Raw genomic sequence first — 21,663 nt, 5'->3', positions numbered from 1 at the left:
ATCACTCGTCGAGCAGTTCATTCAATCGGGCCTGTTCTTCGGCGGTCAGCTTGGAGCCTGTCGGCCTGCCTGCCCTCTTTCGTGCGAAGACGATCAGTGACAGGCCGCCTGCAACAACCAGCAGGAGCGGAGCGCCCCACAGCAGGATCGTTTTCGTTTCGAAACGCGGCTTCAACAGCACGAACTCGCCATATCGAGAAACGATGTAGTTCATGACCTGTTCGTCGGTATCGCCATCGGTGAGCCGCTCGCGCACCAGCAAGCGCAGGTCCTTTGCGAGCTCGGCATTGGAATCGTCGATCGACTGATTCTGACAGACCATGCAACGCAGTTCCGCGGAGATCGTCCGGGCTCGTGCCTCGAGCTTCGGATCCGCAAGAACTTCGTCCGGGTTGACGGCAAAGGCCGGCGCTGACGAAAGAATCACCGCCAGGACGAGGAGCAAGCGCCGGATCATTCGGCCGGCTCCATGGCCGGGGGCGCCGGTTTTGCTCTCCGGCTCGGAGCGCCGACACGCAGACGCCGGTCGCTGAGCGAAACGAACCCACCGGTCGCCATGATCACCGTACCGCCCCAGATGCAGAGGATGAAGGGCTTCCACCAGATACGCACGACGATACCGCCATCGTCCGTAGGATCCCCGAGGGACATGTAGAGCTGGCTAAGGCCGAAAGTCAGGATGCTGGCTTCGGTCGTCGGCATTTGGCGCGCCGCGTAGATCCGCTTGGATGACCAGACATCGGCCACCTCCACGCCACCGCGGCCGATGCTGAAGTGGCCCCGCTCCTCGCTGTAGTTCGGGCCATTGGCCGGTTTCATGCCGTCGAAACGCACGGAGTAGCCTCCGGCCTCCACGGTCTGGCCGGGTTTCATCTCGACCACATGCTCGGTTTCGAAGGTGGTGACCGCGACGATGCCGAGGACGACGACGCCCAGCCCGGCATGAGCGAGCGCCGTGCCGAAGGCCGAGCGCGGCAGGCCGGCAAGGCGCCTCCAGGCGATAGAAGCCGCGACCTTGCCCGCGCCCGCGCGATACCAAAGATCGGCAATCGCGCCGAAAATCAGGAACAAAGCGGCAGCCAGCCCGAGCACGGCAAGCACCGGACCGCCATGCTCGATATAGAAAACAATGACCGCCGCAACAAAGGCCAGGATCGCAACCAGATAGAGCCGCTGGAGAACAGCCAGCAAGTCACCGCGCTTCCATGCCAGCAGCGGACCGAAGGGGACGATCACCAGCAGCGGCGCCATCAACAAGCCGAAGGTCATGTTGAAGAAGGGCGGTCCGACCGAGATCTTGTCGCCGGTCAGCGTCTCCAGCAGCAGCGGATAGAGCGTACCGGTCAGCACGGTGCCGCAAGCCACGGTGAGGATCAGATTGTTGAGAACGAGCGCACCTTCGCGCGAGATGGGAGCGAACAAGCCGCCTGCCGACAGGAGCGGCGCGCGGAATGCGAAGAGCGACAGCGCTCCGCCAATGAAAATCAGCAAAATGCACAGGATGAACACGCCGCGCGACGGATCGCTGGCAAAAGCATGTACCGAAGTCAGGACGCCGGATCGGACAAGAAAAGTGCCCATCAGCGACAACGAGAACGTCAGGATGGCAAGCAGAACCGTCCAAATCTTCAGCGCCTCGCGCTTTTCCATCACGAGTGCCGAATGCAGCAGCGCCGTTCCGGCAAGCCACGGCATGAATGACGCATTCTCGACCGGGTCCCAAAACCACCAGCCGCCCCATCCAAGCTCGTAGTAGGCCCAATAAGAACCCATGGCGATGCCGAGCGTCAGAAACGTCCAGGCAGCCAGCGTCCAGGGGCGCACCCAGCGCGCCCACGCGGCGTCGATGCGCCCTTCAATCAGCGCTGCCACGGCGAAGGAGAAGCACACGGAGAAGCCGACGTAGCCGAGATAGAGCAACGGCGGGTGGATCGCCAAGCCGACGTCCTGCAGGACCGGGTTGAGGTCCTTCCCCTCGGCCGGAGCCGGATCCAAACGCATGAACGGGTTGGAGGTAAGAAGGATGAACAGGATGAACGCGACCGATATCCAGGCCTGAACGGCAAGCACGTTTGCCCGCAGCGAGTCCGGCAAATTGCGCCCGAAGGCTGCAACCAAGGCGCTGAAGAGCGCCAGGATCAGCAGCCAGAGCATCATGGAGCCTTCGTGATTGCCCCAGACGCCGGAAAACTTAAAAAGCAGCGGGACCAGCGAATGGGAATTCTCCCAGACGTTCGCCACCGAAAAGTCCGATACGACGTGAGCGTAAGTCAGAACGGCGAACGAGAAAGCCACAAGCGCGAACATCGCCAGGGAGCCTACGGACGCGACGTCCATCATCGCCCGGTCGAGGCGCCTTGCACCGATCACCGGAACAACGGAGATAATGAGCGCCGTCGCAAGCGCCAGGATAAGAGCGTAGTGGCCGATCTCGATGATCATTGCACCGCCTCCCCTTCCTTCCAGAGCCCTTGCGCCTTCAACTTGTCGGCGACGTCCTTCGGCATGTACTTCTCATCGTGCTTGGCGAGCACCGTATCGGCGGTGAAGACATCGCTGCCTGTTTCGAAACGGCCCTCGGTCACGACCCCCTGGCCCTCGCGAAAGAGGTCGGGGAGAATGCCGGTATATCGTACCCTGACAAGGTCGCCAGTCGCGTCGGTCACGGCAAACTGCACCGTCGATCCCGCGCCGCGCACGATGCTGCCGTCGCCGACAAGACCGCCGAGCCGGATCCGGGTTCCGGGCGGCACCGGATTTTTCGCGATATCCGCCGGCATGTAGAAATAGGCGACCGACTGGCTGAAGGCGAACATGACGAGCAGCACGGCGGCAAGGATGAAACTCATGCCGCCACCGATGATTGCCAAGCGTTTCTGCTTGCGCGTCATTCCGTCGTTCCTTCTGTCGCGATGTCGAGCTCTCGTGCCAACGCGAGCAGCTGCTTGCCTTGCTCGCTGCTTGTCGGAAACGCTGCCAGTCCGCGCTTCAGAGCTCCAACCGCACGATCCTTGTCCTTCAATACGACATAAGAGCGGACGAGCCGCAACCAGCCTTCTAGATTGTTCGGGTCTTCGGTGAGCTTGGCATCGAGGCTTTCCACCATCCCCTCAATCATTTGCTGCCGATCGCCAGCGTTCATGCTCTCGGCGGAAGCAACGTCTGCCTGCATCGGATTGCCCGGCGCCTGCCCACCACCGTTCTTCGCAATATGCTCGGCGACCAGCGGCATCCAGGGCGCGTCGGCGGGCGATTGCTTGGCGAGGGCTTCAAAGGCGGCCTTAGCCTCTGCAGCCTGGCCGGCCTGTTCCATGCCGAGCGCAAGGTAGAAGCTCGCCTTCGGATTGTCGGGCTGTAGTTGAAGCGACTGTTCCAGCACCTTGCGTGCATCTTCGGTGACGACACCGTTCGAGGTCGCCATCAGCGTCTCGGCAAGTCCGTCCAGCAGCGCAGCACTTGGCCCGAGCAGACGGATCGCATTGCGATAGGCGGTCTCGGCTTCGGCAAGGCGCATGGTGTTGAAGTAGATCGGCGCCAGCACCTCCCAGCCCCTGCCGTCATCGGGGCTCTGCGCCAGATGGCGCTCGGCCTTGGCGACCAGGATCGCCATATCGTTGCCGGGGTTCTCAAGTCGGGCTTCCAAGGGTTGCGACGGCAAATCCGGTCGCCCCACCAGAATGTAAAGACAGAGCCCCACGACCGGCAGCATCAGCAGCACGAAGGCTTCGGAGAGACGGTAATGCTTGGTGACCTTGCGATCGGTGACCGGCGCGACCGAGACGGTAATCAGGCGTCGGCCGATTTCGGCCCGCGCATAGTCCGCTTCCTCGGCTGAAATCAGTCCGCCGGCAAGGTCGCGATCGAGCTCTCGCAACTGATCGCGATAGACGGCAGCCTCGCCGGCGCGCGTATCGTCGACCGCTCTCGCTCCACGCAAAAGCGGATAAAGCAGAATGACAGCAACAACCGCCGTCAAAACGGCCACAAGAATCCAGAAAAGCATAGGCGCCAAATACTCGAAGCGAACGTCTATTCCAACAAGCAAAGCCGCAATGACGATTATTTGAGGCGTTTGGCCGCAATACGCAGCTTGCGGCTCATCCTATCGCGTCTGTTCGATGCTGCAAAACCGACTAACCGAGCGGCGACCAGCTACCATTGTCGTTTCGGCAGGCGGAGCCGCGCGCCACCGTCTCCTTGCCGTCGATCGTCACGCTGTGGGTATACTGACGGCAATTCTGCGAGCCGACCTGATAGGGCGCAGCCGCGACGACCTTGCCGCTGACATTGCGTCCGCTCCAGACGACAGGCTGTCCGACGCCGGCCCCTTCCAAGGCACGATACTCGGCTTCGAGGGCGCGCTGGCGGTCGCTGTCGCTGAGTTCCACGTCGCTGCGACCGATGATGCCGCCCTGCAACGCCGCAATATAGGTGGCCGAAGCCGGAGGCTTCCGCGAGAAAAGACCGCCGGAGCCACCGCTCTTCGTCGATTGACATCCAGAAAGCGTCATGGCGACGAGAAGCGAGGAAACGATCATGCCTTGCGAGCGTAGCATCATTCAGCCGAACCAGAATCAGGTGTCAATCAACGAGCCACACGCGCACCAAGCCGTGTCGGCAATAAGGCAAAGCATGCTATGCAATCGCCCAAGTCTATGTGACATCAAGCAATTGCTCACGCAACATCCTTTGTGATGCCCGGCAAAATAAGGCGGGCCTTCAGTCCCTGCCACTCGCCGCGGGACAATTCGAGTCGCCCCTGATACTCGTTGGAAATCTCCGTCACGATGGACAGCCCAAGCCCGGTGCCTGGTTTGCTTTCATCCAGCCGCTTGCCGCGCTTCAGCGCTTCGCGGATCTGATCCGGCTCAAGTCCCGGTCCGTCGTCCTCGACGACAAGCTCGACCCAGTGGCGGCGCCCGCTGCCCTCCGCGCCCTTGAGCTCCCCGGGTGCCTCCGCGACGGACAGGCGCACCTTGGTCGACGCAAAACGGGCGGCATTCTCCAGAAGGTTGCCGACGACCTCCTCGAGGTCCTGCTGCTCCATGGCAACCGCGAGATGGGGCGGCGCCACCGTGAGTTCGAACTCCTTGTCGACGTTCAAGCGTCGCATGACGCGCACCAGCCGTTCCATCGCCGGTTCGGCGTCGGTGCGGGCGAGCACGGATTCGCGTTGTGCGGCAATTCGGGCGCGGTTCAGATACGACTGCACCTGACCCTGCATCGCCTCCGCCTGGCTCCGCACGAGGTCGCCGTGAGAGCGCTCCAGAACGCGCGCCTCGTTGAGCAGCACGGCGATCGGCGTCTTCAGAGAGTGGGCGAGATTGCCGACCTGCATGCGCGCCCGCTCCACGATGCGGCGATTGCTGTCGATCAGCGCGTTGACCTCGTTTGCAAGCCGCAGGATCTCGCGCGGAAACTCGCCCTTCAACTGTTCGCTCTCGCCGGCGCGGATGCGCTCCAACGCGGCGCGCGCCTTGTCGAGCGGCTTGAGGCCGTAGAGAATCGCCAGTGCGTTGACGATGAGGCTGCCGACGCCGAAGCCAGCCAGCGCCAGGTAAAGGCTATGGGAAAAATTGCGAACGTCGTCTTCGACCACGTCGACGTTGCCGGTCACGCGGAAGCGCGCGGCGCGACCATCGGTATCCAGCACGACCTCGGTCTCGGCAACTTGGATACGGTTCCCCGAGGCATCGGTCACCTGGTAGTAGCGCTCGTAGTTCTTGTCGAAGGGCGCTTCGAGAACGGAGGGAACAGGGATCGAGACGGAGCCGAGCGACGGCGAGACCAGCGGCGGGGCCGTGTAGGTGCCGAGCGGCTCGACAACCCAGTACCAGCCCGTTTTCGGCTGAGCAAAGCGCAGATCGCCAAGCTGCGGGCTGCCGCTGAGCGCTCCTTGATCGCCAATCGTCACGGAGTTGATGACGTTGTAGAGCTGGGCGCGCAACAGGTCCTGAAAGCCGCGCTCAGCGCTCTTCCGGTACAGCGTCGAGATCAAAAGGCCGATGACAACAAGCGCGACGGTTGACCAGATCGTGGTCAGCAGCAGGACGCGTGCAGTAAGCGACTTAATTCGCATTGTTGGGCGCTTGGATGCGGTAGCCAAGCCCGCGCACCGTTTCGATCAGATCGACACCCATCTTTTTGCGAAGGCGCCCGACGAAAACCTCGATCGTGTTGGAATCGCGGTCGAAATCCTGATCGTACATATGCTCGACCAGTTCGGTGCGCGAAACCACTTCGCCCATGTGATGCATGAGATAGGAAAGCAGCCGGTATTCATGCGAGGTCAGCTTCAGCGCCACGCCGTTGACCGTGGCCTTCGAGCTCTTGGTATCGAGCCGCACCGGGCCGCAGATGATCTCGGACGAAGAGTGCCCCGCCGCCCGGCGGATCAGCGCGCGGATACGCGCCAGGACTTCCTCGACGTGGAAAGGCTTGGTGACATAGTCGTCGGCGCCGGCATCGATACCGGCGACCTTGTCGCTCCAGCGGTCGCGAGCCGTGAGGATCAGCACCGGCATGCCGCGACCGGCGCCGCGCCACTTCTCGAGAACCGTCACGCCATCCAGTTCGGGCAGGCCGATATCGAGGATGATGGCATCATAGGGCTCGGTATCGCCAAGGAAATGCCCTTCCTCGCCGTCAAAAGCCTGATCGACGACGTAGCCTGCTTCCTTGAGGGTATCGCTGAGCTGCCGGTTCAGGTTGACGTCATCTTCGACTACCAGAATGCGCATCGGTCCGCTTTACTCCGCTTGATCTTCTCGGCGTTTAGATAGGCCGATTCTGCCTACATCGGAACCTTGACGGTTACCTTACGCGGGCGCTGGCCGTTGCCCTGGACGAGAACGGTAATGATGCAGCTATCGCCCAAAGGCTGGACGGAAAGGAGCTGGCCTCCCGTTTTTTCCACAACGTCACGCGCCGCCTCGCTGCAATCGCCTGCAACGCGCACCGTCAGGGTACGCGGATTATCCGGTGTGGGCGACGTTATCGCCAGCCCGGCGGCTAGCGCTGCGACGCTCAAGGGAGAGGCCATGTGCAATGCTTTCAATGGATACTAACTTGGCCCAGACTATGTACTCAAGCGACCTGAATGGCAAATGAATGCCTTGTAATCCCTGATGTTTAGAACAATTCCGAATTTGCGCCACGCGTGTTCAAAAATGCGCTCGGCGAACGACGCCGCCGCTCGCCGCACCGGCGTCAAGCGGCGGACTTGATGGCCGCTTGGCGGTGACACGCCCATAGACGGCCAGCGGGCCGCCAAGCGCCGCGGGACCTTGCTGGATACCGTCCACGGCAATGACCACACTTATCAATGGTGCGAACGCTGCCCGCAGCCGCATCGCGCCGGCACCGCCCAGCAACTCGCGCTCGCCCCCGCGCTCTCGGCATCGGTGACATCGACGGTTTCGGCGTTGAAGGCGAGGCGTTTCGATCTCAGTCCCGCGACCGTTTCGTAGCTTGTTCCGTTGACTATCTTCAGGAGCAGGTCCTTGCCTTCTGCGCCATCTCCGATCCCTTCAAAAAAAACAGGCGTCGCTCGCGCCCACTGGTGTCATCCACTTGTCACTTTCAACCAGCCGGCGAAGCTGCTACGACCGCCTCGCCGCAACCCCATCCGCCTCAAAGCCCGCCCATGCCTCGATCCATCCCCCTGCGCTCGGCGCAGACGGTCGCCGTCCTTGCCGTCACGCAGCTGATTGGCTGGGGCACCAGCTTCGATATGCTCGGCGTCATGGGTCGCGTCATCGCGCCCGACCTCGGCTTGCCGAACGAGGTGGTCTTCGGCGGGCTGAGCATCATGATGATCGTCAGCGCCTTTGCCGGCCCTGCAACGGGGCGCCTGCTGAACCGACATGGAGCCGCACAGCTGCTGGCCGCCGCTTCGATCACCTTCACAATCGGCCTGCTGCTGTTAGCCGCCGCGCAGGGTATCATCCTCTATGTGCTTGCCTGGATCGCCATCGGCGCCGGTGGTGCCTTCGGTCTCTCCGCCCCGGCCTATACCGCCGTCGTCGAGCGCGCCGGACCTGACAGCAAACGCGCGATCGCCATCCTCATGCTGTTCACCGGCCTTTCGAGCGCAATCTTCTGGCCGATCCTCACCCTGCTCAACGAGACCGTCGGCTGGCGCATCACTTTTCTGATCTGCGCTGCGCTGCAGTTTTTCGTATGCCTGCCGCTGCATCTTTTCGCCCTGCCGAAACCGATCGCCTTTGCCGCGGACGGCAACGCCGCACAGCAAACGCCGGTACCGCGCTCCCCCGAGGGACAACGCAAGGCGTTCCTGCTGATTGCCGCGGCAACGACGATCTCGACCTTCATCACCTTCGGCGTGTCGCCATCGCTGCTCGAAATCGTCCGCCAGTCCGGCGCCTCGCCGGCGCTGGCGCTGCAGCTCGGTTCGGCACGCGGTGTCATCGGCATTTCCGCTCGCTTCCTGGACATGCTGCTCGGCCGCCGTGGCAACCCTATTCTCAGCGCCGCAATGGGCGTGACCCTGATGGTATCAAGCTTTTTGCTGATGCTCGCAATGGCGCCCTCGACGCCGCTGTTGATCAGCTTCATCCTGCTCTACGGCTTCGGCTCCGGTGTGATGACAGTCGCCCGCGCACTGCTGCCGCTCGCCCTGTTCTCGCCACGCGAATACGGACTGCAATCCGCCCGGCTGTCGCTGCCGCAAAATCTCGCCAACGCCATCGCACCGGTCGTTTTCACGGCGATCCTCGACCGCGCGGGCGCTGGAACCGCAATCGCGACCTGTGCCATGCTTGCCGTCATGTCGCTCGGCTTCGTCCTGATGCTGGCGGCGCAGGTCAAGGCCGCGACTAGGCTGTGCGGACAGACTTAAGCGAGACGAAGCCTGCTGTGCGTGCGACAATGGACGAGAAATGTGGGTTCGCCTCTCGCATCGTGGGGCAACGCGCGCGTTGCCCGATCGCAGCGAGCAATAGCAACAACAATGCTGTTCGTTGTAAACAGTTCACCGCTTGATCTTGGAGGAGAAGCAGCATGGACCGGTTCACTGGCGGCTGCCTGTGCGGCAGCGTCCGAATTGTGGCGTCGGGACGACCATACCGGGTCGGCCTTTGTCACTGTCTCGACTGCCGCAAGCATCATGGGGCCCTTTTTCACGCTTCCGCGATATTTCCTCAGGATGCGGTGACGATCGACGGCGAAACCCGTGACTACGCCGGGCGGTTCTTCTGCCCCAGCTGCGGCTCGCCCCTCTTCGGACGCACTGGAGACGAGATCGAAGTGAACCTGGGGTCTCTGGATGCTCCCGACCAATTGAGGCCAACCTACGAACTCTGGACCGTCCGTCGCGAGTCCTGGCTGCCGCCGTTTCCGCTGACGAGACGATACGACCGCGATCGGGACACCACGGGTCGCTTCGAGGAATAGGTCGCGCGAACGGTGCGAGGCGCCGTTACGAAGCGACAGCGGGAGCCGGTTTTGTCACTGCCCTGAACCGCAGCTCTGCAACATAGAGCTTCGCCTTCGGTTCGCGCCGGCTCTGTGTCCTCAGGCAGAGCGGGGCCGCGCCTTCTTCAGCGCCAACTGGTCTAGCACCCTTCTTGAAGCTGAAGGACTGGGCGCTGGCGCTCGCAAGGCAGTCGACGACGCGAAAGGCGCGGATTGCTCTCGCACGGCGGCTGGCCAATGCTCAGGCAGGCACCGAGTTCAAAGCCGCATACCAAACGATCGCCCGGATAGGAGACCGAAACGAGCTCCCGAGCGGAGCGACGCCCAGGGAGGGAATGGACGACGGCGCCGATACTGTAGCATGCGGCCAAGAAGATCGGCCGACTGCGCTTTTAACCAATCCGCTCCAAACCCAGCTTACCTCATCAAGTGCCACCTGAGCACGGAGAGAACGCAGGCTCTCGAAAGCGCCCACAATGCTTTTAATCGAGCTGCCGCTCCTTGACCATTGGAGAACAATATCGGCGCAAAGCGGACGCTGGCGCTACCCCAAGCTTAGTGGACAACGCGGCAACTTGCCGACACCATCACCCCAGCGGCTGCTTCACGGCCGCGTCGCTCTCATAGTCCGCCGCCATCCGCATTTCGCGGATCGGGCGCACGAGGTCGATGGAGCGCTGGTAGTCGGGATGTGCCTTGTAGGCGGCGAGTGCCGCCTCGTCGTCGAATTCGCCGTAGACCACGAGGTCGACGTCGGTTCCGAGCTGGTCGGTCTTGACGTTGGTGCCGATCTCCAGCAGGCGGGCGTGCGGGATGGCCGTCAGGATCGACAGGCCGGCGCGCACTTCATCCAGATTTTCCGCAGGCGCTGTGAAGAAGACGATGTGGCGGATCACGCGGAAACTCCTGTCAGGGTGTAGCCGAAGACCCGCGCGATAGCACGCACGAGCCAGGCCTTCAACCGCGCAAGCCGGCCCTTCGGCTGCTCGCGGCGGATCGCCGCAAGAAAGCTCTTGCCGTAGCCGGCGAGCTTCTCCGCCCGGTCTGTGCCGTTGACGATGCGGCGCGCATTGATCCAGTCGTCCGTCGTCTCGTTCAGATGGTCGGCGAGCTTGTGAGTGGCAAAGGAGCCCTGCACCATGCCTTCGATCAGGATCGAAACGGCAGCGTCCATCTCCATCGCCCGGTCGGGTTCGGCCACGAGATCGATGCCGGTCAGCCGGCTCATGGCCTCGTAATTGCGCTTGAGCTGCACCAGGCCGCGGCCGAGCCAGCTCTTGCCGTCCTCGTCCGGCCGCCAGTAGGGCGTCTTCACCCAGGAGAGCTTGCCGCCTGCATAAGCGTTTTCCAGGATCTCGATCGCCCGGGCGTCGGTCGCCGCCAGCGTCTCGCGCACCGGCTGCATCGTGTAGGCCGTCTCGTGATAGGCGGTCGCCATGATGTAGGCGAGCCAGCGCGGATCTGTGTCGGGCATCCGGTCCTCCCAGAAGTCGAGGATCGCCGTCATGCCCTCCACCTGCGGCTGATTCAGAGCACCCTTGAAGAGCGCACCCCGCACCGTGTCGAAGAAGAAGGGCCTGTCGATGTGGATAACCATGATACCCGCCTCAAAAAGTGGTACGGCGCTTTGCGCCTCAATCGATTAAAATTAATTCAATCGTTTAAAGTGTTTAAGCGCCTGATTTACACGTAGTTTAAGCCGTGCCAGTGATTAACTCACCGTTAAATCAAGCACTCGGAGGAGAGCATGCAGCAGCCTGGCAACAGCAATCAGCCGACCATTCCCCAGCATGTCATCGACCAGCTCGAAAACGAGTGGCGCCAGGTCCGCCCCGAGCGGCAGACCCCGCGCCCGCCCCAGCCGCAGCCGCAACGCTAAGCCTTCAGATACCCCTCACCCGGGGTCCTCCATTTCCCTCCAGCGTCAATGCCGTCAACGTCCAGACCAGCGCATCCAGCCGGTCGGGCGAGCGGCCGGCATGGGCAACTCGCCCCTGCTCGTGGAGTGCGGCGACCGGCTCGGCCCTCAGATACTCACCGCGGGTGGCGCGCGGTCGAGACCGGCAGCCTCTCGTCGAGGCTCTTCCGCATCGCGGCGACCATGTCGCCGCCCTGGTTGATCTCGGCGACCACGCGGTCGGCCGAAAAGCGCCGGTAAGCCCGCACCACCGCGCTTGCCCGGCCGGCCGGGCTTGCCCCCTGCAGCGAACAATCGGCAAGCACCACAGCCCGGCCCGACGACGCCTCCACTCCTGCCACGACGATGCCGCAGCAGGATTGCGGCGCCCGCCGCCGGCGGATCGACGGCAACGACGACACGCCTGAGTTCGCCAGTGAAGCGGATCGTGGCGGCCTCGATCAACTCGCGCCGCCAGAGCGCGTCTTCGCGATCCTCGATCAGCTCGCCGTCCAGCTTCTGACGCCCGACCCGCGTGCCGCCGTAGCGGCCGGCGAGGGGCGGCCGCGTGAGTTTTTCTGATTGGCCCGCGCCTATCAGCATGTGCTAATTTTAAGAGCATGAACCAGGACGAGGTCATTTCGTTTGCGCTCAGCCTGCCGGAGGCGGTCGAGAGCGCGCACCACGGCACGCGCGACTTCCGCGTGCGCAGCAAGATATTCTTGACGATGCCGGATCAGGACTACTGCGTCGTCCGCCTGACTCCCGACCAGCAGCATATGACGCTGGCTGTGGCACCCGACGATACGACTGCCGTGCCCGGGGGCTGGGGACTGCGCGGCTCGACCCGGCTCTTCTACGGCAAGGCGAGCGACGAACTGGTGCGGGATCTCGTGCGCAAGTCTTGGCGGAACGCCGCGCCGAAAACACTGCAAAAACGTCGGCCGGCTTTTCGGCTTCCATCACCTCGTCCATGTAGCGCCAGCAATCCGGCCGCGAACCGTCCACGTCGTCGAAACCGTAGACCTTGGCCAGCCCGCCGCTCGAGAGCGACTGGCCGTTCCAGCGGGCGCGTTCAGGATCGGCGGCAAGTGCAGCGACCGCGCGGCCGGTAAAGCGCGGCGTCTCGGAGATGACGAAGTGGGACTGCACCGCCGTTGCATCGCGCCAGTTCTCCTCGCGAACGCCGAGGATATCGAGCATCATCTCCGATCGCATCCAGCCGGGCGTGATGGCGACCGCGGTGGCGCCATGCGGCGCAAGGTCCTTTGCATGCGCCCAGGCCATGCGGATGACGCCCGTCTTGACGAGGTCGTAATAGGGGCAGAGGCGGTAATGCGTGGCATTGTATTCGGCTGTGCCATCGGTCAGTTCGACCAGCAGGCCGCCGGGGCGTTCGATCATCAGCGCCAGCGCGTAGTGCGCGGTGATCAGGTGGGTGTCGATCGCCAGCCGCAGCATGTGAAGCCCCTTCTCCAGCGAATGCTCCCAAACCGGCTTGTTCCACTCCGTCAGATGCTCGCCGCCCCAGATATCGTTGACCAGGATGTCGAGCCGGCCCTGCTCGCGGCGGATCCTGCCGACCAGTGCCTCGACCTGCGCTGGCACGAGATGGTCGATGCGAAGAGCGATGCCCTTGCCGCCGGCGGCTGTGACCATGTCGGCCGTCTCCTCGATCGTTTCCCGCCGGCCGTACTCCGATTGCTCTGTCCGCGTCGTGCGGCCGGTGACGTAGACCGTGGCGCCAGCACCGCCCAACTCCACCGCAATGCCGCGACCGGCACCGCGGGTGCCGCCGGCCACGAGGGCAATCTTTCCCGAAAGGTCTGCTGTCACTGGCTTCTCCTCCACGCTAGAACCCGATGGATCGGTTTAACCGCACGACTTGAATATAAACGAACGTTCGTTCATATTTAACGCGAACGCAAGAGGGAGTTTGATGCCGCGCCCACGCACGCTTTCGGACGAACAGCTTCTCGACATGGTGCTGGAGCTCGTGCATGCGGAAGGCCCGGATGCCGCAAGCTTCGGAGCGGTATCGAAGATCAGCGGCCTTTCCGGCTCGACGCTCGTGCAGCGTTTCGGCACCAAGGCGGCAATGCTGCGAGCCTGCCTACTGCGCGCCTGGGACCGGCTGGACATGGAAACGGCCCGACTGATCCAATCCGTTCCAACGACGTACGAGGGGGCCATAGACCTGCTCGTCGGCCTTTCGAAGGACTATGGCGACGATGTCGCCTCCTATGCGGAGGGATTGCTGCTCCTGAGGGAAGATCTGCGAGATCGGGCCTTGCGTGCTCGCGGTGCGGCCTGGGGCAGGACGCTCGCCGACGCGCTCGACCAGTGCCTTCACGCCCAAGGCAAGAAGCCTCTTGGAAGGCTGATGCTCTCGCAGTGGCAGGGCTGCCTGCTCTGGTGGGGCTTCGAGCCGCAAGGCTCGATCGAAGCCTATGTTCGCGGCGAGCTAAAGCAATTCCTTGAGACGACCGGTCAGTCCGGGACTACTTAGCCGTCTCCGGCTGCTTGGCACGCGCTTCGTCGCCAACCGTGAGCGGCCAATCAACCACGTAATCCTCGAAGTCGTCGACATCGACTTCGGTTTCGCTGATCGTGCGGCCGCGCGCCGAAATGCCGGCCGCGTGCACCGTCTCGGGATCGCCGGAGACCAGCGGATGCCACCAGTAGAGATCGCGTCCCTCGTTGATCAATCGGTAGCCACAGGTCGGCGGCAGCCAGGCGATCTCGTCGACATTCTGCTTGGTGAGCTGAACGCAATCGGGCACAAAGTCCCAGCGGTTTTCGTAGCTGGCACAGCGACAACTCTCATTGTCGAGCAGCTTGCAGCGGATCGACGTGAAGTAGATGTCGCCGCTATCCCACTCCTCGAGCTTGTTGAGACAACACAGGCCGCAGCCGTCGCACAGGCTCTCCCATTCCGTTGTCGTCATCTCGGCGAGCGTCTTCGTCTTCCAGAAGGGTATTTTTTCCATCATTCCGTTCTTGCAACAGCTCCTCGCAAAATCGCGTGAGAGCTTCCATTTCTCTTGTTCTTGTCAGGCAAATCAACCAATGATTCACCAAGCTCCGGTTGCTCCGGGGCACTGTCGGCAGATTTGCCATAGTCCGGCGTCAGGTTCCCCCGACGTCGAAGTGACTGATCGGGCGGGAATATAAGACGTGACGGATCCGGACAATCCAGAAAAACGGCCGCGCAAGCAACGCCACCTGTTGCTGAAGATCGACTCGTGGATCGATTCGACCATCTGGAACGCCGGTTTTCGCTCGGCCGAAATCTGGGAAGACATCACCATCTTCTTTCGCCGCTTCCGCGTCCGCGGTTGGAAGCGCATCGTCTTTGAACTCGGCGGGGAAGGCCTGACGCTCGGCGCTGTCGCCGCCGTCCTGATGCTAACCCTTGCCCAGCCTGCCTTCGAGGCTACCAAGGAAGATTGGCGCAATCGCGGCGACTACGCCGTCACCTTCCTCGACCGCTACGGCAACGTCATCGGCCATCGCGGCGTCATCCACCAGAATTCCGTCCCGATCGATGAGCTGCCTGATGCACTGATCAAATCGGTGCTGGCAACCGAAGACCGCCGCTTCTTCGACCACTTCGGCATCGACGTCATCGGCCTCTTCCGCGCGGTGGTCACCAACGCCCAGGCCGGCGAAGTCGTGCAGGGCGGCTCGACGCTGACGCAGCAGCTCGCCAAGAACCTGTTCCTCTCCAACGAACGGTCGATCGATCGAAAGATCACGGAAGCCTTCCTGGCCTTGTGGCTCGAAGCCAACCTCTCCAAGAAGGAAATTCTCTCCACCTACCTGGACCGCGCCTATATGGGCGGCGGCACGTTTGGTGCTGCTGCGGCGGCACAGTTCTATTTCGGCAAGAGCATCACCGATGTCAATCTGGCCGAATCCGCGATGCTTGCCGGCCTGTTCAAGGCGCCGGCGAAATATGCGCCGCACGTCAACCTGCCGGCGGCGCGCGGTCGCGCCAACGAGGTGTTGACCAATCTCGTCCAAAGCGGCCTGATGACCGAGGGCCAGGTGATCGCCGCCCGGCGCAATCCGGCGACGGTCGTCGACCGCAACCAGGTAGAATCGCCCGATTTCTTCCTCGACTGGGCCTTTGATGAGGTGATGCGGTTGTCGCCACGCTTCCATCAGCATTCGCTCGTCGTCCGGACCACGATCGACATGGGCCTGCAGAGTGCGGCCGAAGATTCCGTCGAAACGTCGTTGCGCGAGTATGGCGAGAGCTATCACGCCAAGCAGGGCGCGATGGTCGTGCTCGAAAACGGCGGTGCGGTGCGCGCCATGGTCGGCGGCCGGGACTATGGCGAAAGCCAGTTCAACCGCGCCACCAAGGCGCTGCGCCAGCCGGGCTCGTCCTTCAAGGTCTACACCTATTCGGTGGCGATGGAGAGCGGCATGACGCCCGACACCATCGTCGTCGACGCGCCGATCTACTGGGGCAACTGGAGCCCGCATAACTACGCCAACAAATATGCCGGCCGTGTCACCATCGCGACCGCCATTGCCCAGTCGATCAACACCATCCCGGTGCGCCTCGCCAAGGAGAAGCTAGGCATCCAGCCGATCCGCGCGATGGCGAAGAATCTCGGGGTCGAATCGCCGGTGCGCGACGACGTGACGATCCCGATCGGCACCTCAGAAGTGACCGTGCTCGACCAGGCGACCGCCTACGCCGTCTTCCCGGCGGGCGGCTACCAGTCGCGCCGTCACGGCATCACGCAGGTTCTGGATTACGGGGGTGACGTCCTCTACGACTTCGACCGTGACGAGCCGCCCGCCAAGCGGGTGCTCTCCGAGAAGGCCGATACCTATATGAACCAGATGCTGTCGCGCGTCCCCTATGTCGGCACTGCGCGCAAGGCAGCCCTCGACAACGGCATCCTGACGGCCGGCAAGACGGGCACGACGCAGGCCTATCGTGACGCCTGGTTCATTGGCTACACCGGCAACTACACCGCCGCCGTCTGGTTCGGCAATGACGACTACACCTCGACCAACAAGATGACCGGCGGCTCGCTGCCGGCCATGACCTTCAAGCGCGCGATGGACTATGCCCACCAGGGCATCACCCTCCGGCAAATCCCCGGCACACAGCCGCTGCCGCCTGATAAGACGGTCAAGACCGTTGCCGCCGAGCCCGAGGAAGGCAGCCCGCCTCCCCTCGTTCGCCCGCGGATGCTCTCGGTCGATTCGACGCGTATTCTTAAGGACATTGGACAGGCGCTGAAGGCGGCCCCACCGCTTACGGCGCAAAAGGTGGCGAGCGCCGACTGAGGGCCACCACCTCGAGCTCAATAACGATCCCACGTTGCGAAAACGTCGCTTTGCGCCGATTGCTGCCGTTGAGATGTGATGTGCGCGCTGATAGTTTCGCCCGGTCCAGACACGAGCCGCGTGGGGCGGGCGCAACAAAATCCGACAATGGATTGGCTGCTCACTGGATGGCAGCTGCGCGAAGCACACGGCCGGTGCCAATGAGATTAACGGAACCCCACAACGTGTCCGCCAACGTGTCCGCTTGGTCACGAGCGGAATATCGCACGCTTCCGCTTTGCGCCAAGAGGCGTCATCGCGACTGATTGCCAAGAGGGCCCCCCTTGCGCGTTTTCACGTAGCGTTGGAAGAACCGGCCTTCGCCGAAGGCAGGCGGCCTCAGTCGCTAAGCTCCGCCTTTCCCCTTGCTCTTGCCTCTCAGACCAAGCAGTCGAACCTGCTCTCCGCAGGCTTTGAGGCTCATTCGTTGATTTCCGGCTCGACGAGCCTTGCCAGATTGCGAAGCGATTCCTGCCAGCCGAGATAGCATGCCTCCGGGGGAATAACGTCCGGTACTCCCGCCTGGACGACATCGAGTTCGGTGCCGACCGAGACCTTCTTCAACGTCACTGTAACCTCCATTTCACCAGGCAAGTTGGGGTCGTCGAATTTGTCCGTGTAACGAAGCTTCTCGCCTGGCACCAGTTCAAGATAGTTGCCACCGAAGGCATGACTTTTTCCGGTCGTGAAATTCCGGAAGGACATCTTGTGTGTTCCGCCGACGGTTGGCTCCAAATGGTGCACTGTGCAGGCAAACCCATTTGGCGGAAGCCATTTCGCCAGTGCATCCGGCTCGAGGAATGCGCGATAGACTTTCTCAGGACTGGCCGCCAGGACGCGGTGAAGACGTATCGTGTTGGGCATGATGCCACCTCCTATGGATAGAATACTATGAATGCCCCTAGGACGAACCAGCTTTTGCCAATCCGACAATGAGATTGAAATATTTGGTCTCAGCCTATGTCGGTCCTTCTCCCGTTTCCAGCAGGGCTGGGCAATGCATTCCTCATCCTTGCCAAAGCCGGACCAGTATAACAACCCGCGAATTGGGTCGGCCGGAATGCACCACAAGCGGCCTTTACGGGTTGCGGTTACCCCTTTATGACGGGCGGCGTCGTCCATGTGCCATCGACAATTTCAGTCTTCGGCCATCGGCTGCGCCTCTTGCAGAGGGCGGCGGACAGCCCAGCGTTGTTCCGTTTTGCCGGGATATGCCGCTGGCAGAGCCCTGCGCCATTCCGCGCAGCCAGAATCAGTGGTAACCCTTTCAACTGATTTGTTTCTCAAGGGCGCATAGTGTTTCGGTTTCCTCTCTTCATAGCGATGACTCTGATTATCGCCTTTGGCGGCGGGATCATGATTTCGCTCTACGCGCTGGATGCAACGGCTGGCTTCGGCGCGATCAAGCTCGGCGCTTGGGAAGCCTTCCCCGAACTGCAAACGGAAAGCGCCGACCCCTATGCGAAATCGCATAGAGCGCGGGCCGGGCGCCTGCTCTATGGAAATGCCGAAGGCCTGATGTTCACCGCCAAGGTCGACGATGCGGGCGATCGGCTGAATGCCGGCTGCAGCTACCGCATCACAGGGCAGACGCCGCCTGCCCGCATCTGGACCCTGTTTACCGCAGACAATAGCGGCAACCCGGCCTCGCTGCGGCCAGGACTTCCCGGTGCGATGAATTCCTGGACGGTGCTGCGGCAGGCCGACAGCAGCTTCTCGATCGAGATTGCAGCGCACGCCCGGCCCGGAAATTGGCTGGCACTGCCGGCGGCGGGCACGTTCCAGCTCGTTCTGACCCTGTTCGATACCCCGACGGCGGGCAGTTCCGGCGTCATCGACCTTTCCATGCCGAAGCTCCAGAAAACCGGATGCGGCAATGCTTAGGGTCCTGTTTGCCATTCTTGCGGGACTTTTCGGGGCGGCGCTGCTGCATCTCGTCATCATCCTGTCGCTGCCGCACTTTACCGGCAGGGATGCCGCGACCCGCGTCGCTGCCGAGGGCGATCTCGACAAGTTCTACCTGCTGGGTGCTACCGATGACGCGGCCGGGCTTTCCAACGACGATCCCTTTGTCCGCACCGCGGTCTGCGCGTTCGATATCGAGGAAAGTCCGGTCCGCCTGACCGCCAAGGGCAATGTGCCATTCTGGTCGATCGCACTCTATGACGAGGCATCGAACGAGGTCTTCAGCATGAATGACAGGACGTCAGTCGGAGGCGCGCTCGATGTTCTGATCGGAACGCCGATCCAGCTGACGGAGCTTCGCAAGGCTTTGCCGCCGGATCTGCAGAAGACCATTCTCGTGGAAAGCACGCGTTCGCAGGGCTATGCGGTGCTGAGGACATTGGCGCCCCAGGCGAGCTTTGACGCGGCCGCAAGGAACTTTCTCGCGGAGGCCGGCTGCGACGAGTATGCCGGCTCCTCGAACTGAAGCAATCTCTCTATTTCTTTGCCCGCGAAACGCGATGCGCGGAGGAACGCTTCGAGCTTTCCGTGAGGCGCTCGTAACGCACGCCGGTGAAAAGCAGGATCTGTGCCTCGACTGGTTTCTTGCCCTTGCGGCGTCGCGTCTGAGACAGACGGTCCGCCAATGCGACGACTATTGCCATTCTCGTCTCCATGCACGGCCCGAGACGGATGAACTGCGCAATCTCACCCTGCCCGCCTATGCGAGCCAGCGCGTCCTGCAGAGCCCGACCGGGCTAGAAGGCATTCGCGCTTTTCTCACGGCACCTGTTTGAAATACCGTGATGTGAAACCGGACGACCGAAGCACTCGACCGCCGTTCATACCCGAATTGAGACATATGACGGTTAACAGATCGTTAATTTCATGCGTGGACATTCGCTGCTTGTACGACGCTCTGTAAACGCGCCGTGCCGTCTTTTGGTTTCAAACGTCTCACAAGAAGATTCAGTCCACAATGTCACAATGATATTAGCATTAATTCATATACTTAATGGAGGTTGTGTCAACGGGGCCAGCTGGACGTCAGTGTGGCAGGTCCCTGTCACAAAAATATCAATTGCGGTCCTCAGCGATACCGGTATGGTTGTACGATCGGCCAGGGTTTCGAGGCCGGTCGGCTGGGCGCTGTTCCGTTCACCACGGACAAGGAAGGGGCTAAAATGTCTTTGTTTATCGGTTCGACATTCTCCCCCGAGGACCTTGATGTGCTTCGCAATGCGCTCGATGCCTGGTGTGCGGAAAAGCGGATCGACATCAAGAGCCCCGAGGCGCAACTGGCAGCCTCCGCGGCCCTCGACCTCTACCAATCGGGAAACAATAACGCCGAAAGGCTCTTGGCGGCGCTGCGCGGACACAAAGGGCTTTAGTCTCGGACGCGGCCTCAGGCGATGGCGCCTTTCGGCACAATTTTAATAAAGTCTTCAGCAACCATTAACCCTGCCCATGTAGGATTTGTTCATAACCTATGTGGGGTAAGGGGCGTCTCTCTACGTCCAGTCCCGCGGCATCCCTTTTTTGCGTTTCCAGGGTGTGTTCTTGTGCGTGACCGGTTCCGAGACCTAGAGGCCCCATCCGCCAGCCGGAAGAAGGACGTGGTTCTCATGGCGACTGTCAGCAGCTTCGAGGGATTGCAACCGCCGACCCGCTCCGAACTGCGCCAATTCGCCGAACTCTTCACGCCGCTGTTTCAGGCATCCTCCGATGAGGCAAGGCGACAGGCCGTGGCTGCTCTTTCCCAATGCGCGCATATTCCGCCGGCCGTTGCGCTTTTCGTCGGCAGCCAGCCGATCGACATTGCGGCACCCTTCCTCACCTCCTCGCCGGCGATCGACGACGAAACCCTGATCACGATCGCGCGCACGCAGGGTAGCGCGCACATGAAGGCGATCGTCAGCCGGAATGCCCTTTCGCCGCGGGTCATCGACGCTCTGGTCGGTCTGCGTCAGGCCGAACAGCGGCTGGCGGCACCGGTCGAGGTCGAGGCGCCCAGTATCGTGCCACCCGAACCACCGGCTCCCACGTCCCTCGAGGACGCGGAAGCTGCCGCACGCCGCGCCAACGAAGAAGAAATGCGCAACAGGATCCGGGAACTGGCGCGTCACGTCAGCCGTCCGGACGGCGATCGCCTGGGGCTCAGGAACCTGTCGCCGATCCAGGGCGCACTGCTCGTCCGCTTCGCCCGCAACCGCGAGGCAGTGCTCTTTGCCAAGGCGCTTGCCGATGGGCTTTCCGCAAGCCGCTGGCTGGCCGAGCGCATCATGCTCGATATCTCAGGACAGCAGCTGGCGACCACTCTCATCAGTCTCGGCATGGATTTCCTCGAGGCCGTCTTCGTGCTCGAAAGGCTCTATCCTCACCTCGCGGAACCGCAGCACAGCGTTACGCGCGCTTGGATGGTGCTGGACGGGCTCGATCCGGAAGAGTGCAGTGCCCGCGTCGAAGCCTGGCGCCGCGCGGACACCTACACCTACCTGCCCGAGGAAACAGAAACGGCCCACCCCGCCCACGAGGTGCCGCCGGCCCGAGACAGGCGCATCATCGGCCGCACACGCTGATCCTGTCTAGAGCGGGTTCTGACGCTCATCGACAAGCGGAACGATATCGCCGAGATCCTCGGCTTCCAGCTCGATGATCCAGAGGTCCGGGTCAAACTTCCGCTCGCGCTCGAGCATTTCCCTGATCCTGTCAGGCTCTTTGCGCGTCAACCGCTGCTCGAACAGCCGGGCGCCGGTCGTTTCTTCGTCGAAAAAACTTTGTGGAGCAGGGCCATAAAGCGTCTCAAGACCATCGCGGAAGTGCTGGCGGATGAAGACGGCGCCTGCCTCGTCGGCGCCCTTCGCCTCGACAGCGGCAAAGCCGCCCTTGGCGAAAACCCGGCGCAGAAGGGCGGAGACAAAGATGTCAGTGCGTAATCTCATCGGCGTCCTATAGCAGACAAACGGGCAGTGGCAATGCTGCGGTCGCCCCGAGCGATTGATATTGGTCCTCGCCCGAGATTCGCGCTATAATTG

24 protein-coding genes and 5 pseudogenes are annotated in these 21,663 nt (G+C 62.2%); 11 read left to right on the top strand and 18 right to left on the bottom strand.

Annotation, left to right across the window (positions count from 1 at the left end):
• Window position 1: 1 nt before the first annotated feature.
• The 10 genes and pseudogenes from LPU83_RS44570 to LPU83_RS44530 form a co-directional block, all read right to left on the bottom strand.
• Window positions 2-457, bottom strand: a complete 456-nt coding sequence (locus LPU83_RS44570) for a cytochrome c-type biogenesis protein (protein ID WP_024313758.1) — start codon at window positions 455-457, stop codon at window positions 2-4.
• Entirely contained in the window at window positions 454-2,442 is a 1,989-nt protein-coding gene (locus tag LPU83_RS44565; RefSeq protein WP_024313759.1) for a heme lyase CcmF/NrfE family subunit, read from the bottom strand. The genes LPU83_RS44570 and LPU83_RS44565 overlap by 4 nt, the downstream gene beginning before the upstream one ends.
• Complete coding sequence (ccmE, locus tag LPU83_RS44560) at window positions 2,439-2,891, bottom strand: cytochrome c maturation protein CcmE (RefSeq protein ID WP_024313760.1); 453 nt, start codon at window positions 2,889-2,891, stop codon at window positions 2,439-2,441. The genes LPU83_RS44565 and ccmE overlap by 4 nt, the downstream gene beginning before the upstream one ends.
• Complete coding sequence (gene ccmI / locus LPU83_RS44555) at window positions 2,888-4,003, bottom strand: c-type cytochrome biogenesis protein CcmI (RefSeq protein ID WP_024313761.1); 1,116 nt, start codon at window positions 4,001-4,003, stop codon at window positions 2,888-2,890. Before ccmI ends, ccmE begins: the two co-directional genes overlap by 4 nt.
• 130 nt (window positions 4,004-4,133) lie before the next feature.
• Window positions 4,134-4,559, bottom strand: coding sequence for a membrane protein (locus LPU83_RS44550; RefSeq protein WP_024313762.1), 426 nt, complete (start codon window positions 4,557-4,559; stop codon window positions 4,134-4,136).
• 116 nt (window positions 4,560-4,675) lie between these two features.
• Window positions 4,676-6,079 carry a sensor histidine kinase gene (locus tag LPU83_RS44545; RefSeq protein ID WP_037069184.1) on the bottom strand — a complete coding sequence of 468 codons (1,404 nt, stop codon included), beginning with the start codon at window positions 6,077-6,079 and terminating at the stop codon, window positions 4,676-4,678.
• Window positions 6,069-6,740, bottom strand: coding sequence for a response regulator transcription factor (locus LPU83_RS44540; protein WP_018860060.1), 672 nt, complete (start codon window positions 6,738-6,740; stop codon window positions 6,069-6,071). The genes LPU83_RS44545 and LPU83_RS44540 overlap by 11 nt, the downstream gene beginning before the upstream one ends.
• Before the next feature lie 53 nt (window positions 6,741-6,793).
• The gene (locus tag LPU83_RS44535; protein WP_024313764.1) at window positions 6,794-7,042 is read right to left on the bottom strand and encodes a hypothetical protein; all 249 of its coding nucleotides are present in this window, start codon (window positions 7,040-7,042) and stop codon (window positions 6,794-6,796) included.
• Window positions 7,043-7,163: 121 nt separating this feature from the next.
• Window positions 7,164-7,373 carry a hypothetical protein gene (locus LPU83_RS73420; protein WP_037069179.1) on the bottom strand — a complete coding sequence of 70 codons (210 nt, stop codon included), beginning with the start codon at window positions 7,371-7,373 and terminating at the stop codon, window positions 7,164-7,166.
• A pseudogene (locus tag LPU83_RS44530) lies at window positions 7,347-7,525 on the bottom strand (phage tail tube protein); the annotation flags it as partial. The gene LPU83_RS73420 and the pseudogene LPU83_RS44530, both read right to left, overlap by 27 nt.
• 120 nt (window positions 7,526-7,645) lie before the next feature.
• Here LPU83_RS44530 and LPU83_RS44525 point away from each other — a divergent pair.
• From LPU83_RS44525 to LPU83_RS75125, 3 genes and pseudogenes are all read left to right on the top strand, one after another.
• Window positions 7,646-8,860 (top strand): MFS transporter, encoded by a 1,215-nt coding sequence (locus tag LPU83_RS44525; RefSeq protein WP_024313765.1) that lies wholly within the window; start codon window positions 7,646-7,648, stop codon window positions 8,858-8,860.
• A gap of 161 nt (window positions 8,861-9,021) precedes the next feature.
• Complete coding sequence (locus LPU83_RS44520) at window positions 9,022-9,414, top strand: GFA family protein (protein WP_024313766.1); 393 nt, start codon at window positions 9,022-9,024, stop codon at window positions 9,412-9,414.
• Between the two features lie 173 nt (window positions 9,415-9,587).
• Window positions 9,588-9,704, top strand: a pseudogene (locus LPU83_RS75125) (IS110 family transposase); the annotation flags it as partial.
• A 318-nt stretch (window positions 9,705-10,022) separates the two neighbouring features.
• Here the strand turns inward: LPU83_RS75125 and LPU83_RS44510 are convergent.
• Both LPU83_RS44510 and LPU83_RS44505 read right to left on the bottom strand, forming a co-directional pair.
• Window positions 10,023-10,331 (bottom strand): Dabb family protein, encoded by a 309-nt coding sequence (locus LPU83_RS44510; RefSeq protein WP_024313767.1) that lies wholly within the window; start codon window positions 10,329-10,331, stop codon window positions 10,023-10,025.
• Window positions 10,328-11,032: a chitinase gene (locus LPU83_RS44505; protein WP_024313768.1), complete on the bottom strand. Its 705-nt coding sequence runs from the start codon at window positions 11,030-11,032 to the stop codon at window positions 10,328-10,330. Before LPU83_RS44505 ends, LPU83_RS44510 begins: the two co-directional genes overlap by 4 nt.
• A 150-nt stretch (window positions 11,033-11,182) precedes the next feature.
• Between LPU83_RS44505 and LPU83_RS75120 the strand changes: the two genes are divergently transcribed.
• On the top strand, window positions 11,183-11,314 hold the full coding sequence (locus LPU83_RS75120; protein ID WP_258579391.1) for a hypothetical protein: 132 nt from the start codon (window positions 11,183-11,185) through the stop codon (window positions 11,312-11,314).
• A gap of 4 nt (window positions 11,315-11,318) precedes the next feature.
• On the opposite strand, the pseudogene LPU83_RS44500 reads toward LPU83_RS75120, so the two are convergent.
• Window positions 11,319-11,890 (bottom strand): annotated as a pseudogene (locus tag LPU83_RS44500) (phage terminase large subunit family protein); the annotation flags it as partial.
• Window positions 11,891-11,952: 62 nt separating this feature from the next.
• Between LPU83_RS44500 and LPU83_RS44495 the strand changes: the two are divergent.
• Window positions 11,953-12,273, top strand: a pseudogene (locus LPU83_RS44495) (MmcQ/YjbR family DNA-binding protein); the annotation flags it as partial.
• Here LPU83_RS44495 and LPU83_RS44490 read toward each other — a convergent pair.
• Window positions 12,269-13,168: pseudogene (locus LPU83_RS44490) on the bottom strand (SDR family oxidoreductase); the annotation flags it as partial. The pseudogenes LPU83_RS44495 and LPU83_RS44490 sit on opposite strands and share 5 nt — an antisense overlap.
• Before the next feature lie 103 nt (window positions 13,169-13,271).
• Between LPU83_RS44490 and LPU83_RS44485 the strand changes: the two are divergent.
• The gene (locus LPU83_RS44485) at window positions 13,272-13,841 is read left to right on the top strand and encodes a TetR/AcrR family transcriptional regulator (RefSeq protein ID WP_024313772.1); all 570 of its coding nucleotides are present in this window, start codon (window positions 13,272-13,274) and stop codon (window positions 13,839-13,841) included.
• Here LPU83_RS44485 and LPU83_RS44480 read toward each other — a convergent pair.
• Window positions 13,834-14,322 carry a YcgN family cysteine cluster protein gene (locus LPU83_RS44480; protein WP_024313773.1) on the bottom strand — a complete coding sequence of 163 codons (489 nt, stop codon included), beginning with the start codon at window positions 14,320-14,322 and terminating at the stop codon, window positions 13,834-13,836. The genes LPU83_RS44485 and LPU83_RS44480 overlap by 8 nt on opposite strands.
• 187 nt (window positions 14,323-14,509) lie before the next feature.
• On the opposite strand from LPU83_RS44480, the gene LPU83_RS44475 reads away from it, so the two are divergent.
• Window positions 14,510-16,645: a transglycosylase domain-containing protein gene (locus LPU83_RS44475; protein ID WP_024313774.1), complete on the top strand. Its 2,136-nt coding sequence runs from the start codon at window positions 14,510-14,512 to the stop codon at window positions 16,643-16,645.
• Between the two features lie 459 nt (window positions 16,646-17,104).
• Here the strand turns inward: LPU83_RS44475 and LPU83_RS44470 are convergent, their stop codons facing one another.
• Entirely contained in the window at window positions 17,105-17,548 is a 444-nt protein-coding gene (locus LPU83_RS44470) for an SRPBCC family protein (RefSeq protein ID WP_024313775.1), read from the bottom strand.
• A 432-nt stretch (window positions 17,549-17,980) separates the two neighbouring features.
• On the opposite strand from LPU83_RS44470, the gene LPU83_RS44465 reads away from it, so the two are divergent.
• Together LPU83_RS44465 and LPU83_RS44460 are read left to right on the top strand one after the other, a co-directional pair.
• Complete coding sequence (locus LPU83_RS44465) at window positions 17,981-18,568, top strand: DUF1214 domain-containing protein (RefSeq protein WP_024313776.1); 588 nt, start codon at window positions 17,981-17,983, stop codon at window positions 18,566-18,568.
• Window positions 18,561-19,115, top strand: a complete 555-nt coding sequence (locus tag LPU83_RS44460) for a DUF1254 domain-containing protein (protein ID WP_024313777.1) — start codon at window positions 18,561-18,563, stop codon at window positions 19,113-19,115. Before LPU83_RS44465 ends, LPU83_RS44460 begins: the two co-directional genes overlap by 8 nt.
• 10 nt (window positions 19,116-19,125) lie before the next feature.
• On the opposite strand, the gene LPU83_RS73000 is transcribed toward LPU83_RS44460, so the two are convergent.
• Window positions 19,126-19,293 (bottom strand): hypothetical protein, encoded by a 168-nt coding sequence (locus LPU83_RS73000; RefSeq protein WP_167371542.1) that lies wholly within the window; start codon window positions 19,291-19,293, stop codon window positions 19,126-19,128.
• Window positions 19,294-19,812: 519 nt separating this feature from the next.
• Here LPU83_RS73000 and LPU83_RS44455 point away from each other — a divergent pair.
• Complete coding sequence (locus LPU83_RS44455) at window positions 19,813-20,019, top strand: hypothetical protein (protein ID WP_024313778.1); 207 nt, start codon at window positions 19,813-19,815, stop codon at window positions 20,017-20,019.
• 171 nt (window positions 20,020-20,190) lie between these two features.
• Complete coding sequence (locus LPU83_RS44450) at window positions 20,191-21,207, top strand: DUF2336 domain-containing protein (protein ID WP_024313779.1); 1,017 nt, start codon at window positions 20,191-20,193, stop codon at window positions 21,205-21,207.
• Between the two features lie 6 nt (window positions 21,208-21,213).
• Here LPU83_RS44450 and LPU83_RS44445 read toward each other — a convergent pair whose 3' ends face one another.
• Complete coding sequence (locus LPU83_RS44445; protein WP_024313780.1) at window positions 21,214-21,570, bottom strand: DUF1491 family protein; 357 nt, start codon at window positions 21,568-21,570, stop codon at window positions 21,214-21,216.
• Between the last annotated feature and the right edge of the window lie 93 nt (window positions 21,571-21,663).

This window comes from Rhizobium favelukesii (assembly GCF_000577275.2).
Taxonomy (GTDB): Bacteria; Pseudomonadota; Alphaproteobacteria; order Rhizobiales; family Rhizobiaceae; genus Rhizobium; species Rhizobium favelukesii.
Note: the sequence above shows the minus strand (reverse complement) of the source record. Positions and strands in the feature narration are given on the sequence as shown.

Coding starts and splice junctions, on each gene's coding strand:
- LPU83_RS44570 (WP_024313758.1), bottom strand. CDS start 457: ATGATCCGGCGCTTGCTCCTCGTCCTGGCGGTGATTCTTTCGTCAGCG.
- LPU83_RS44565 (WP_024313759.1), bottom strand. CDS start 2,442: ATGATCATCGAGATCGGCCACTACGCTCTTATCCTGGCGCTTGCGACG.
- ccmE (WP_024313760.1), bottom strand. CDS start 2,891: ATGACGCGCAAGCAGAAACGCTTGGCAATCATCGGTGGCGGCATGAGT.
- ccmI (WP_024313761.1), bottom strand. CDS start 4,003: ATGCTTTTCTGGATTCTTGTGGCCGTTTTGACGGCGGTTGTTGCTGTC.
- LPU83_RS44550 (WP_024313762.1), bottom strand. CDS start 4,559: ATGATGCTACGCTCGCAAGGCATGATCGTTTCCTCGCTTCTCGTCGCC.
- LPU83_RS44545 (WP_037069184.1), bottom strand. CDS start 6,079: ATGCGAATTAAGTCGCTTACTGCACGCGTCCTGCTGCTGACCACGATC.
- LPU83_RS44540 (WP_018860060.1), bottom strand. CDS start 6,740: ATGCGCATTCTGGTAGTCGAAGATGACGTCAACCTGAACCGGCAGCTC.
- LPU83_RS44535 (WP_024313764.1), bottom strand. CDS start 7,042: ATGGCCTCTCCCTTGAGCGTCGCAGCGCTAGCCGCCGGGCTGGCGATA.
- LPU83_RS44525 (WP_024313765.1), top strand. CDS start 7,646: ATGCCTCGATCCATCCCCCTGCGCTCGGCGCAGACGGTCGCCGTCCTT.
- LPU83_RS44520 (WP_024313766.1), top strand. CDS start 9,022: ATGGACCGGTTCACTGGCGGCTGCCTGTGCGGCAGCGTCCGAATTGTG.
- LPU83_RS44505 (WP_024313768.1), bottom strand. CDS start 11,032: ATGGTTATCCACATCGACAGGCCCTTCTTCTTCGACACGGTGCGGGGT.
- LPU83_RS75120 (WP_258579391.1), top strand. CDS start 11,183: ATGCAGCAGCCTGGCAACAGCAATCAGCCGACCATTCCCCAGCATGTC.
- LPU83_RS44485 (WP_024313772.1), top strand. CDS start 13,272: ATGCCGCGCCCACGCACGCTTTCGGACGAACAGCTTCTCGACATGGTG.
- LPU83_RS44480 (WP_024313773.1), bottom strand. CDS start 14,322: ATGGAAAAAATACCCTTCTGGAAGACGAAGACGCTCGCCGAGATGACG.
- LPU83_RS44470 (WP_024313775.1), bottom strand. CDS start 17,548: ATGCCCAACACGATACGTCTTCACCGCGTCCTGGCGGCCAGTCCTGAG.
- LPU83_RS44460 (WP_024313777.1), top strand. CDS start 18,561: ATGCTTAGGGTCCTGTTTGCCATTCTTGCGGGACTTTTCGGGGCGGCG.
- LPU83_RS73000 (WP_167371542.1), bottom strand. CDS start 19,293: ATGGCAATAGTCGTCGCATTGGCGGACCGTCTGTCTCAGACGCGACGC.
- LPU83_RS44455 (WP_024313778.1), top strand. CDS start 19,813: ATGTCTTTGTTTATCGGTTCGACATTCTCCCCCGAGGACCTTGATGTG.
- LPU83_RS44445 (WP_024313780.1), bottom strand. CDS start 21,570: ATGAGATTACGCACTGACATCTTTGTCTCCGCCCTTCTGCGCCGGGTT.